Annotated in this window: 10 protein-coding genes; 8 read left to right on the top strand and 2 right to left on the bottom strand. The window is 67.8% G+C overall.

What is annotated here, in order from left to right; all coding sequences use genetic code 11:
- Positions 1-53 precede the first annotated feature (53 nt).
- From EL249_RS11270 to trmA, 6 genes are all read left to right on the top strand, one after another.
- The gene (locus EL249_RS11270; protein WP_005672265.1) at positions 54-1,043 is read left to right on the top strand and encodes a bifunctional riboflavin kinase/FAD synthetase; all 990 of its coding nucleotides are present in this window, start codon (positions 54-56) and stop codon (positions 1,041-1,043) included.
- A complete protein-coding gene (gene ileS / locus EL249_RS11275) occupies positions 1,027-3,888 on the top strand; it encodes an isoleucine--tRNA ligase (RefSeq protein WP_005672263.1) in 2,862 nt (953 codons plus the stop codon). Before EL249_RS11270 ends, ileS begins: the two co-directional genes overlap by 17 nt.
- 15 nt (positions 3,889-3,903) lie before the next feature.
- Positions 3,904-4,440 carry a signal peptidase II gene (gene lspA / locus EL249_RS11280; RefSeq protein WP_005672260.1) on the top strand — a complete coding sequence of 179 codons (537 nt, stop codon included), beginning with the start codon at positions 3,904-3,906 and terminating at the stop codon, positions 4,438-4,440.
- A 128-nt stretch (positions 4,441-4,568) separates the two neighbouring features.
- The gene (gene coaBC, locus EL249_RS11285) at positions 4,569-5,942 is read left to right on the top strand and encodes a bifunctional phosphopantothenoylcysteine decarboxylase/phosphopantothenate--cysteine ligase CoaBC (RefSeq protein WP_005672257.1); all 1,374 of its coding nucleotides are present in this window, start codon (positions 4,569-4,571) and stop codon (positions 5,940-5,942) included.
- A 162-nt stretch (positions 5,943-6,104) separates the two neighbouring features.
- On the top strand, positions 6,105-6,569 hold the full coding sequence (gene dut / locus EL249_RS11290; RefSeq protein WP_005672255.1) for a dUTP diphosphatase: 465 nt from the start codon (positions 6,105-6,107) through the stop codon (positions 6,567-6,569).
- 90 nt (positions 6,570-6,659) lie between these two features.
- Complete coding sequence (gene trmA, locus EL249_RS11295) at positions 6,660-7,913, top strand: tRNA (uridine(54)-C5)-methyltransferase TrmA (protein WP_197721585.1); 1,254 nt, start codon at positions 6,660-6,662, stop codon at positions 7,911-7,913.
- Here the strand turns inward: trmA and EL249_RS11300 are convergent.
- Both EL249_RS11300 and tal read right to left on the bottom strand, forming a co-directional pair.
- Positions 7,874-9,679, bottom strand: a complete 1,806-nt coding sequence (locus EL249_RS11300) for a hypothetical protein (RefSeq protein WP_005672251.1) — start codon at positions 9,677-9,679, stop codon at positions 7,874-7,876. The two genes, trmA and EL249_RS11300, sit on opposite strands and share 40 nt — an antisense overlap.
- A 2-nt stretch (positions 9,680-9,681) precedes the next feature.
- Entirely contained in the window at positions 9,682-10,686 is a 1,005-nt protein-coding gene (tal, locus tag EL249_RS11305; protein ID WP_126348223.1) for a transaldolase, read from the bottom strand.
- Between the two features lie 382 nt (positions 10,687-11,068).
- On the opposite strand from tal, the gene EL249_RS11310 reads away from it, so the two are divergent.
- Both EL249_RS11310 and EL249_RS11315 read left to right on the top strand, forming a co-directional pair.
- Complete coding sequence (locus EL249_RS11310) at positions 11,069-11,554, top strand: YajQ family cyclic di-GMP-binding protein (RefSeq protein WP_005672247.1); 486 nt, start codon at positions 11,069-11,071, stop codon at positions 11,552-11,554.
- Positions 11,555-11,570: 16 nt separating this feature from the next.
- Positions 11,571-12,395, top strand: a complete 825-nt coding sequence (locus EL249_RS11315; RefSeq protein WP_005672246.1) for an NUDIX hydrolase — start codon at positions 11,571-11,573, stop codon at positions 12,393-12,395.
- The last annotated feature ends 273 nt before the right edge of the window (positions 12,396-12,668 follow it).

The following is a 12,668-nucleotide window of genomic DNA, read 5'->3' on the forward strand; positions in this document are numbered from 1 at the left end:
ATCCGGGCGCTTTCCGCGCGGACATCCCGGGCGTTATCCTTATAATCAGGCCGGTGAAAATTCTCCGATCCCTGCCCCCTGCCCATCTGGACCAGCCCTGTGCGCTGACCATCGGCAACTTCGACGGCGTGCATCTGGGCCACCAGGCCTTGGTGCGCACGCTGGTGGCCGACGCGCGCGAGGCCGGCCTGCCGGCAGCGGTGCTCACCTTCGAGCCCCATCCGCGCGAGTACTTCCACGCGCTGGCCAGACAGCGCGGCCGCGATGTCGGCCCCGAGCCCGTGCGCATTTCCACGCTGCGCGACCGGCTGGAAATGCTGGCTTCGCTGGGGGTGGACCGGGTGCATCTGGCCCCGTTCGATCAGCGGGTGGCACAGTGGCCGGCCGAGGATTTCGTGCGCAACTGCCTGGCGCAGGGGCTCCAGGCCCGTCACATCCGCATCGGCACCGACTTCTGCTTTGGTGCACAGCGCCAGGGCGACTTCGGCATGCTGAAGTCCGTGGGCCAGCAGTGCGGCATCCGCGTGCTGGCCATGCCCACGGTGGAAGACGCGGGCGTGCGCATCTCCAGCTCGCTCATCCGTGAGGCGCTGCTGCAGGCCGACTTCCCTTGGGCGGCGCAGATGCTGGGCCGCCCCTATGCCATCTCCGGCCGCGTCAGCCACGGCCGCCGCTTGGGCACCCGGCTGGGCTTTCCCACGCTGAACCTGCGTTTCCCGTGGGGGCGCCCGGCGCTACAGGGCATCTTCGTGGTGCAGGTGTACGGCCTGTCCGACGATCCCGCCCAGGCCGTGCCCGGCGTGGCCAGCTTCGGCACCCGCCCGGCCGTGGAGGCCGACGGTGCCTGGCTGCTGGAGGTGCATCTGCTGGACTGGTCAGGCGATGCCTACGGCCGGCTGGTCCGCGTGGAATTCCTGGAAAAGCTGCGCGACGAGCTGCCTTTCCCCGATCTCGACTCCCTGGGCCGGCAGATTGCCGACGACGTGCGCAAGGCACGTGCCCATTTTCAAAAGACGACCGACTCCGATGGCCAAATCGACTGAATCCGCCGGCAACGAGGGCGCCTCCGGCTACCGCCACACCCTGAACCTGCCCGACACCCCCTTCCCGATGCGCGGCAACCTGCCCAAGCAGGAGCCGGGCCGCGTCAAGCAGTGGGAAGACCAGGGTGTCTACCGTCGCATCCGCGCCGTGGCCAAGGGCCGGCCGATCTTCGTGCTGCACGATGGCCCCCCGTATGCCAACGGGGTGATCCACATGGGTCATGCCATCAACAAGATCCTGAAGGACATCATCATCAAGTCGCGCAATCTGGCCGGCTACGATGCCCGTTACGTGCCCGGCTGGGACTGCCACGGCATGCCCATTGAGCACCAGATCGAGAAGAAGTACGGCAAGAACCTGCCCACCACCGAAGTGCAGGCCAAATGCCGCGCTTACGCTGGCGAGCAGGTCGAGAAGCAGAAGACCGACTTCATGCGGCTGGGCGTGCTGGCTGACTGGGACCATCCCTACCTGACGATGCGCCCGGCCAGCGAGGCCGAGGAGATCCGGTCGCTGGCCACCATCATGCGTGCCGGCTTCGTGTTCCGGGGCCTCAAGCCCGTGAACTGGTGCTTCGACTGCGGTTCCGCGCTGGCCGAGGCTGAAGTGGAATACGCCGACCGCACCGATCCCACCGTGGACGTGGGCTTTGCCTTTGCCGAGCCCGAGCGGGTGGCCCGCGCCTTCGGCCTGGACAAGCTGCCCACCGATCACGGCTACGCCATCATCTGGACCACCACGCCCTGGACGCTGCCGTCCAACCAGGCGCTGAACCTGCACCCCGAGATCGAGTACGCGCTGGTCGAGACCCAGCGTGACGGCAAGCCCACGCTGCTGATCCTGGCCAAGGAACGCGTGGCGCCCCAGCTGGAGCGCTACGGGCTGGAAGGCCGCATCATCGCCACCGCCCCCGGCCAGGCGCTCAACGGCGTGCGGTTCCACCATCCGTTCTACGACCGCACCTCGCCGGTGTACGTGGCCGACTACGTGACCATCGACACCGGCACGGGCCTCGTGCACTCGGCGCCGGCCCACGGTGTGGAAGACTTCCAGACCTGCCGTGCCCACGGGATGAAGGACGACGAGATCATCAACGTCGTGATGGGCAACGGCCAGTACGTGTCCACGCTGCCGCTGTTCGGCGGGCTGTCCATCTGGGACGCCAACCCCAAGATCGTCGCCCACATGCGCGACAACGGCACGCTCTTTGCCACTGAAAAAGTGGCCCACAGCTACATGCACTGCTGGCGGCACAAGACGCCGCTGATCCTGCGCGCCACCAGCCAGTGGTTCGCCGGCATGGACCTGAAGCCGAAGGAAGGCGCCACGCTGCGCGAGCGCGCCCTGCGTGGCGTGGAAGAAACCACCTTCTACCCGGCCTGGGGCAAGGCACGGCTGCACGCCATGATCGCCAACCGTCCGGACTGGACGCTGTCGCGCCAGCGCCAGTGGGGCGTGCCGATGGCCTTCTTCCTGCACAAGGAAACGGGCGAACTGCACCCCCGTACCCCTGAGCTGCTGGACCAGGTGGCCGATCTGGTGGAAAAACACGGCATCGAGATCTGGCAGACGCTGGATCCGCGCGATCTGCTGGGCGATGAGGCCGACCAGTACGAGAAAGGCAAGGACACGCTGGACGTATGGTTCGATTCCGGCACCACGCACCAGACGGTGCTGCGGGGCTCGCACCGCGATGACTCCGCCTTCCCGGCCGACCTTTACCTGGAAGGCTCGGACCAGCACCGCGGCTGGTTCCACTCGTCGCTGCTCACCTCGTGCATGATGAACGACGCCCCGCCCTACAAGGCGCTGCTCACGCACGGCATGGTGGTGGACGGCCAGGGCCGCAAGATGAGCAAGTCGCTGGGCAACGGCGTGGAGCCCCAGGAAGTGGCCAACCGGCTGGGCGCCGAGATCCTGCGCCTGTGGACGGCCAGCAGCGACTACTCGGGCGAGATCTCGGTCTCGGACGAGATCCTCAAGCGCGTGGTCGAGGCCTATCGCCGCATCCGCAACACGCTGCGCTTCCTGCTGGCCAACGTCTCCGACTTCGACATCCAGAAGGATGCCGTGCCGCTGGACCGCATGTTCGACATCGACCGCTACGCGCTGGTGATGACCGAGCAGGTCCAGAAGCGCATCGTGGACCTCTACCTGAAGTACGAGTTCCACCCCATCGTGTCGCTGCTGCAGACCTTCTGCTCGGAAGAGCTGGGCGCGTTCTATCTGGACATCCTGAAGGACCGTCTCTACACCACGGCCGAGAACAGCTTGGCACGGCGCAGCGCGCAGACTGCCCTCTGGCACATCACCGACGCGCTGCTGAAGCTGATGGCGCCGATCCTGTCGTTCACGGCCGACGAGGCCTGGCCGGTGTTCGCCCCCGAACGCTGCCGCGAGCCGGGCGCCAGCATCCAGGAAGAGCTCTTCCACGTCTTCCCCGAGCTGCCCGATGCCGAGGCGCTGGACGCCCGCTGGAGCCTGATCCGCAAGGCGCGTGCCCAGGTGCAGGCGCACCTGGAGTCGCAGCTGCGCGAGCGGGGCGAGATCGGCTCGTCGCTGCAGGCCGAGGTGGCGCTGACCGCACCGGCCGGCGAGCTGCATGACGCCCTGGCCAGCCTGGAGGACGATCTGCGCTTCGTGCTGATCACCTCGGCGGCCCGCCTCTCCGAAGGTGCAGCTGACTCCGAGCTGGCCATCGACGCCAAGGCCAGCCCGCACCAGAAATGCGAGCGCTGCTGGCACTGGCGCGCCGACGTGGGCGCTAACCCCGAGCACCCGGGCCTGTGCGGTCGCTGCGAGAGCAACCTGTTCGGCGAGGGTGAGCCCCGCCAGCATGCCTGAGCCACGGAGCCTTCCATGACAGCCCCCGACGATCCCCACACCTCCGCCTCCGACCCGACGGCGCACCGTGCCGCCGTCTGGCCCTGGCTCGTGCTGGCGCTGGTGGTCATCGTGCTGGACCAGATCAGCAAGTACCAGATCATCGGCAGCTTCGCCTACGGCGAGCGGCTGCCGGTCATCCAGGGCTTCTTCGATCTCACGCTGCTCTACAACCCCGGTGCGGCCTTCAGTTTCCTGGCCGGCCACAGCGGCTGGCAGCGCTGGTTCTTTGCCGGCATCGCGGTCGTGGCCTCGGCAGTGCTCATCTCGCTGCTCTTCTCGGCGCGGGGGCAGCGGATGTTCTCCTTGGCGCTTGCACTCATCCTGGGTGGCGCCATCGGCAACCTGGTCGACCGCCTGGTGCTGGGACACGTCACCGACTTCCTGCTGTTCTACCAGGGCGTCTGGGCCTTCCCGGCCTTCAATCTGGCCGACTGCGCCATCACGCTGGGCGCCATCCTGCTGATCTGCCACGAGCTGCTGCCCTGGCTGCGCCCCCGCAAAGCCCGGTAAGCGCTTGCCTGTCCAGGTCGCGCTGCCGGCGCAGAGCGCCCCTCCCGCCCCGGCAGCGCTTCCCGTTCCGATGAATCCCCTTCCACGGTCGATCCCGGCACCGCCGGCAGACCGCGACCGTGCCCACCATGAACACACCCGCCTACACGCCCCCCGCCACCCACGACACCTGGCCTCCCGCCACCCCGGATGAGAAGAGCCTGCCGCCTGCCCCGCTGGCCGGCCGGCGCCTGGTGCTGGGCGTGACCGGCGGCGTGGCCGCCTACAAGGCCGCCCAGCTGGTGCGCGATCTGGGCCGTGCCGGCGCCCAGGTGCAGGTGGTGATGACCGAGGCCGCCACCCGTTTCGTCGGGGCCGTCACCTTCCAGGCACTGTCGGGCAATCCGGTCTACACCGATGCCTTCGATGCCCGCATCGACGACAACATGCCGCACATCGAGCTGAGCCGTCAGGCCGATGCGATCCTGGTGGCACCAGCCACGGCGGACTTCATCGCGAAGCTGGCTCACGGGCACTGCGACGACCTGCTCTCCACGCTGTGCGTGGCGCGTGACATCCCGCTGCTAGTGGCCCCGGCCATGAACCGACAGATGTGGCAGAACCCGGCCACCCAGCGCAACATCAACCAGCTGCGCGCCGACGGCATCGGCGTGCTGGGCCCCGATGCCGGTGAGCAGGCCTGCGGTGAGGTGGGTGCTGGCCGCATGCTGGAGCCACTGGACCTGATCGAGGAGCTGAACGCCTTCTTTACGCCCAAGCGGCTGCAGGGCAAGCGCATCCTGCTCACGGCCGGCCCCACCTACGAGGCCATCGACCCGGTGCGCGGCATCACCAACCAGTCCTCCGGCAAGATGGGCTATGCCCTGGCCCAGGCCTGCCGCCGCGCCGGCGCCTCCGTGACGCTGGTCAGTGGCCCCACCCAGCTGCCGCGACCGGCCGGCGTGCGCTTCATCGGCGTGCAGAGCGCCCGGCAGATGCTGGATGCCGTCACCGCCGAACTGGATCTGGCGGCCTCCACCATCAGCATCGACTGCTTCATCGCCGTGGCCGCCGTGGCCGACTGGCGACCGGCCCAGGAAGCCACGCAGAAGATCAAGAAGCCATCCGCTCAGCCGCCGCTCATCGAACCGCACGCCCCCGTGGCCGACGGCCTCGACGCGTCGGCACAGCCAGGGACGGAAGGCACACCGGCGGCCGGCGTGCCCTCGATCCCGCTGGTGGAGAACCCCGACATCCTCGCCACCGTCGCCCGCCGGCACGACGCCCCCTACTGTGTGGGCTTTGCCGCCGAGACCGAGAACCTGGTGCAGCATGCCACCGAGAAGCGCCTGCGCAAGGGTGTGCCGCTGCTGGTGGCCAACCTGGGGCCTGCCACCTTCAATCAGGACCACAACACCCTGCTGCTGGTGGACGAGGCCGGACACCACCCACTGCCCTCGGGCAGCAAGACGGCGCTGGCCCGCCAGCTGGTGGAAGAGCTGGCGCAGCGGCTGCCGGCCTGAACCGCAGGGCCGCCTTTCCGAAGAAGCCTTGTGGGCAGCCTCTTTGGCACTTCGGCCCGCTAAAGCCTTGCTGAAGCCCGCTGAAGTACCGGCTCCCGGACACACAACCCCATCGAGCGGCTCCCGCCGCTTCCGCTCCGACACCTCCGAAACACCCGACCGATGACCCAATCCTCCGCCCCCCAGATCGACCTGAAGATCCTTGACCCCCGCATGGCCGAGCAGCTGCCCGCCTACGCCACGCCCGGCAGCGCCGGCCTGGACCTGCGCGCCTGCCTGGATGCGCCGCTGGTGATCGAACCCGGCAGCACGCACCTCATTCCCACCGGACTGGCCATCCACATTGGCGATCCGGGCCTGGCGGCCGTGATCCTGCCCCGCTCGGGCCTGGGCCACAAGCACGGCCTGGTGCTGGGCAACCTGGTGGGCCTCATCGATTCCGACTACCAGGGCCCGCTGATGGTCTCGTGCTGGAATCGGGGCAACACCGCCTACACGCTGCAGCCCTTCGAGCGGCTGGCCCAGATCGTCATCGTGCCCGTGGTGCAGGCCAGCTTCCGGGTGGTGGACGATTTCGCCGCCTCCGATCGCGGCACGGGCGGCTTTGGCAGCACCGGCGCACACTGAACCCGCCCGGCTGCCCCTCCCTGCCCACTCTGACCGTTTTTTGCCGCACGTCCCCGTGACCGGCCCTTGATCCCGAGGAACCTTGCCGCCGTGACCCACGCCAGCACGCCCTCCCAGGCCCCATCCGAGTCCCCTTCCCAGGCCCCCGCCAAGGCCTCCGCCCCCCATGAGGGCCCCGCAGTAGCCTCCGAGACCTCCGTGGCCGCCGACTACGACCGCCAGCTCGACGCCAAGCACGAGGCGCTCAAGGCGCTCTTTGCCGGGCTGGACATCCCGGCCATCGAAGTCTTTGCCTCGGCGCCCCAGCACTACCGGATGCGCGCCGAGTTCCGCATCTGGCACGAGGACGATGCCATCTGCTACGCCATGTTCTCGCCCGGGCAGAAGGCCAGCAGCGCCACCCTGCAACGCGTCGAGCAGTTTGCGCCGGCCTGCGAGGCCATCAATGCGCTGATGCCGCGCCTGCTGGCGGCGACCAGCGCCGATCCCGTGCTGCGGCGGCGCTGGTATCAGGTGGAGTTTCTGGCCACCCTCAGCGGTGAGATGCTGGTGACGATGGTCTACCACCGCCCGCTGGACGACGCCTGGGAAGCCGCCGCCCGCCAGCTGCAGGCGACGCTGGGCATCCATGTCATCGGTCGCAGCCGGGGCCAGAAACGCGTGCTATCGCAGGATTTCGTGACCGAGCGGCTGGAGATTCCCGGCCCTGCGGGCACGCCCGCCGCCCCCTTCCTGTATCGCCAGCCCGAGGGCGCCTTCACGCAGCCCAACGCCCGGATGTGCGAACGGATGATCGGCTGGGCCTGCGAAGCGGTGCAGCAGGCCGGCATCTCACCGGCCTCCGACCTGCTGGAACTCTATTGCGGCAACGGCAACTTCACGCTGCCGCTGTCACGGCATTTCCGGCAGGTGCTGGCCACCGAAGTGTCCAAGACCTCGGTGCAGGCCGCGCAATGGAACATCCAGGCCAACGCACGGCCCAACGTGCGCATCGCACGCCTGTCGGCCGAGGAGTACACGCAGGCCATGCAGGGCGAACGCAGCTTCCGACGCCTGCGCGAGCAGGAGATCTCGCTGGCCGAGCATGACTTTTCCACCGTGCTGGTGGACCCGCCGCGCGCCGGGGTCGATGACGCGACGCTCGCGCTGCTGCAGCGTTTCCCGAACATCGTGTACATCTCGTGCAACCCGCACACGCTGTGCGCCAACCTCGACACCCTCTGCCAGACGCACACCATCGAGCGCATGGCGCTGTTCGACCAGTTCCCGTTCACCCCGCACACGGAATGCGGGGTGCTGCTTCGTCAGCGCTTGCCGGCCTCGGGCACGGGAACCCGCCGATAACGCTGCTGGAACAGGTACGGGTCGTCGAAGTGGCGACGGCCCACCAGCGCCGTGGGCTGATGTCCCGACTGGCGGATGGCCCCCATGTTGGAGATGCCCATCGACCACAGCAGCCAGCGGCCCAGCCGCTCGGTGCCCGAGACAATGCCGTCCTGGTTGTAGATGCTGCGCCGGCCGTCCCCCGGCACCGGCAGCGCCCGCAGCACGTCGTCCGGCACCAGCTGGTACGGCGGGTTGTCGAAGACGGGCGTCCCCCAGGCTTTCCCCGGAGCTGCAATGCCCACCAGCTGGTGGGTACGGCTGCTGACATGCAGCGACAGCGGACCGGGCCAGGTCTCGCCCACCCAGTCCTCGATGGCCACGTCGATGGGGGAATAGACCCATTCGACCAGACTGTCCACGTTCGCACGCGCTTGCGCATCCGGCATCAGCCGCCGCGTGGGGAAGAACATCGCAAAGCGGCCGCTGGGCTGGATGGTGTCGAAGATCAGCGGTGCGCCGTCCTCGTCCAGCGTCACCCGCCACACCAGGCCGTCCAGACGTCCGCCCAGCATGTCGCTGCCGCTTTCCATCGGCCGCTCGCTGAACCAGATGGTGTAGACCAGCTGCGGCAGCACCGCCTTGCCAAAGCGCGTGAACGTCAGCTGCCGGTAGACTGCCGGCACGTTGGTGTCCACATCCAGCCAGAAGCGCTCGCGCGGGTCACGCACTAGACCCGCCAGATCAATCCACTGCAGGCGGCCGATGCGGTCGGAGTCGTTGACCGTGGCCACCTCGAAGGTCGGCGCAAAGGCCTCGAAGAGCGCATCACGCTGCGCCGGCAAGAACTTCGGGATGCCCAGCGCATCGCGCTGCACCGCCTGCATCACCTTCGCTGCCGTGCGCCAGGCATCAGCGCCTGAGGGCGTTTTCGCGGGACGGTAACGCTGGAAAGCCGCCCTCCCCGAAAAATCGGGATGACGCTGCCGCTGGAACACCTCGCGCTGGTGAACCTCCCAGTTGCGGATGGACGAGGCCACACCGATGCCGGTGATCGGATAGAGCCCCAGCGCCCGCAACGAGCGCTGATATTCATCCGGCACCTTGGCGTCGGCCAGGATGCGCGGCACATCGGCCGGCGTCAGCTCGACCGTCAGCAGCGGTGCGCACTGATCCAGGGCGCCCAGCAGCGCGTGCCGGTCGGCCAGCTGATACAGCGGGAAGGCCTGCGCCGGCAGGCGCGACACCTCCAGATGTCGCACCTGGGTGTCCAGCCGCTGCATCTGCGCCAGCCACGCCTGGAAGGCGGGCGACTTCAGCAGCGAGGCGGCCTGCGCCTGGCGCTCGCTCAGTTTCGAGGCCGCCAGCGTGGATTCAAAGTCGGTGCCAAAAGACGCCAGAAAGCGATTGGTCCGCAGGAACGGGTAGCCCGGCAGGCGCTGCTCGCCGGCATCAACCAGCTGACGGCTGCGAATCTGCCCCTCCAGCGCATCGTACAGGTTGTGGCAGTACGTCGGCGTCAGACCGGCCGGCGCCGGGCCCTGGGCCTGGGGCACGTCCTCAACACGCTCCGGCAGTTCGTCATCAGCATCCGCCGTCAACGCCTGCGGCGCCGCTGCCTGCAGGGACTGGGGATCGACCTCGCCCGGCTCGGCAGCCACCGAGACACCGCCCTGGCTGACCGCCACGACCGGCGCCCGGGGCGACGAAAGCCCCGCACACCCTGCCAGCAGCGCCAGCAGCCCCGCTGCCAGCCATGTATGACCCTTTCTGTCCTGGTCGCGCATGTTCACACTTTTCTCGCCAGCAGCCCGTCCAGGGTCCGCGCATCCGCCACGAAGGCACGAATGCCCTCGGCCAGTTTCTCGGTCGCCATCGCATCCTCGTTCAGGTCGAAGCGGAAGGCGGGCTCATCCAGCGACAGCCGTTCGATCTGCGCCTGGCGTGCCACGTCCGGATCCAGTTTCCGCGCCACAGGCACCTCCTGCGCATCCAGCTCGGCCAGCAGCGCCGGACTGATGGTGAGCAGGTCGCAACCGGCCAGCGCCAGGATCTGCGCCGTACTGCGAAAGCTCGCCCCCATCACCTCGCAGGGATAGCCGAAGCGCTTGTAATAGGTGTAGATGCGCCGCACCGACAGCACGCCCGGATCTTCCTCGACCGTGAAGTCGCGCCCCTCGTGGGCACGGTACCAGTCCAGGATGCGTCCGACGAAGGGGCTGATCAGCGTGACCCCGGCATCGGCACAGGCCACCGCCTGGGCAAAGCCGAAGAGCAGCGTCAGGTTGCAGTGGATGCCGGCACGTTCCAGCCGACGGGCGGCCTCGATGCCTTCCCAGGTGGCCGCAATCTTGAGCAGCACGCGGTCAGGACCGATGCCGGCCTGCGCGTAGTAGTCCATCAGGCGCTCGGCACGCGCCACCGTGGCATCGGTCGAGAACGACAGCCGCGCATCCACCTCGGTGGAGACACGACCAGGAATGATGTCCAGGATCTTCTGTCCGAAGGCCACCAGCAGCCGGTCGGCCAGCTCATCGAGCGGGGCCTGCGGGTAGCGGGCCTGCACCTCGTGCATGAGGCCGGCGTACTCGGGTTTCTGCACGGCCTTCAGGATGAGCGAGGGGTTGGTGGTGGCGTCCTGCGGGCGGAAGGTCTGCAGACCGTGGAAATCGCCCGTGTCGGCCACCACGGTGGTGAACTGTCGCAACCGCTCCAGTGCCGTGACCGGCGACGTGCCTGTCACGCCCTTGTCCGCCTGCGGCCCCGCCGGCGCCCGATTGCCACTGTTCGCCATCCTGCCCATCCTCCCGGAGATAGATAGTCTGTGCGGCCATGGCAAGGAAGCGTCCCGCCAGCCGCAAATGCCCGTCCGCGTATCCTACACCGGCTTGGCTCCGATGGAAGACACACGCGGAAAGGAATGGCCTCTTGCAGCCTGCCGCCCATCGGGCGGACAAACGGCAGGCAAGCGCCCTAAAATAGCCCCTTCCGGATCTTCCGAACAAATCCTTGCAGCTATCACATCCCCCGAACCGGGCGCATGACTGCGCGGCCACCGGGTGTCGATGGTGGCGCCATGGGACGGCCGGTGTCGCCTTGTCCCGCATCCCGTTCCGTGACGCGCCTGCCTGCGGGACGTGTTCAGAAGATCCTTCACGCTGACCGGAGCCCACACCATGCCCTCTTTCGACGTCGTCTGTGAAGCCGATATGGTCGAGATCCGCAATGCGGTCGACCAGGCCAACAAGGAAATCAGCAACCGCTTCGACTTCAAGGGGTCGGACGCCCGCATCGAGCTGAAGGACAAGGAAATGACCACCTTCGCCGATGACGACTTCAAGCTGGGTCAGGTGCGCGACGTGCTGGTGGCCAAGCTGGCCAAGCGCAACGTCGACGTGCGCTACCTGGACGAAGCCAAGCCCGAGAAGATCGGCGGCGACAAGATGAAGCAGAAGATCACCGTGCGCCACGGCGTGCCCACCGATGTCGCCAAGAAGATCGTCAAGCTGCTGAAGGACTCCAAGATGAAGGTCAGCGGCTCCATCCAGGGCGAATCCGTGCGCGTCTCGGGCAACAAGCGTGACGACCTGCAGACCGCCATCGGCCTCATCCGCAGCGGCGTGCCCGAACTGCCGCTGGTCATGAACAACTTCCGGGACTGAGTCCGGGCTCCCGCGCATGAGGCCCACCATCACGGCAGCACCCGCCCTGCTCGACGCCTCGCTGGCCCAGGTGCCGGAAGGCCTGACGCCGCTCTGGTACCGCCAGCACTGCCTGGGCGCCGTGTCGCCTGGCTGGCTGCCGCGGCTGGATGCGCGGATCTTCAACGTCGAGACCCGGGACGGCCAGCCGCACGCGCGGCTGGTACGGGTGGAACCAACCCTGCTGCAGCCCTGGGCCCAGGAGATGCAGGCCCGGGGTGCGCTGCCCGGCTGGCGGGGCGAGGCCATCGAGATCTTCGGACCTGATGAGCAGGAACCGCTCTTTCACATCGAACGGTCGCTGCTGCGCCCGCTGGGGCTCCTGCTGCGCACGGTGCAGGTCAACGTCTACACCGTCCATCAGGGACAGCCCCGACTGTGGTGTGCCCGTCGTGCAGCGCACAAGGCCATCGACCCGGGCCTCCTGGATTCCCTGGTGGCCGGCGGCATCGGCTGCGACGAAACGCCGCTCTCCACGCTGTTCCGCGAGGCCGCCGAGGAAGCCGGCCTTTCCCAGGCGCTCGCGCGTCATGCGCTGCCCACCGGCATCATGGACTCCACCAGCCTGAGCGAGGACGATGGCCACACCGTCCTGCACCGCGAGCGCATGCACGTCTTCGACCTGCAGGTGCCGGAGGGCTTCCAGCCCACTCATCCCGACGGCGAAACCGAAAGTGCCAGCCTGCAGTCGCTGGAGGCCGTGCTGGCGCAGATCCGCCAGGGCCAGTGGACCCGCGAAGGCGCCTGGGCCAGCATCAACCTGATGCACCGCCACCAGAAAGGCATGCTGCAGCTGCGTTGAACATCAGGCCGCGGACAGGGCCTTCGCCCCGTGCAGCCCGCATGTCATGCCCGTCAAGCAGGGACATGTGTCAACCGTGATACATACAACCCTTCCTGTCGGACCATCCTACGAACGGCCTTCGACGGCGGACGAACGGTCCTAGGGAAACTGCATGCTCTGTGCGAAAATCCTCACAGACGCAAGCGATTTTTCACCGATGCCGTCACAAGCCCGACATCGGTTGTTTCAATTGCCTCAATCTCCTAAATCTCCTCTCTTCGCCCCGAATCT

The sequence above is a fragment of the Lautropia mirabilis genome (assembly GCF_900637555.1).
GTDB lineage: Bacteria > Pseudomonadota > Gammaproteobacteria > Burkholderiales > Burkholderiaceae_E > Lautropia > Lautropia mirabilis.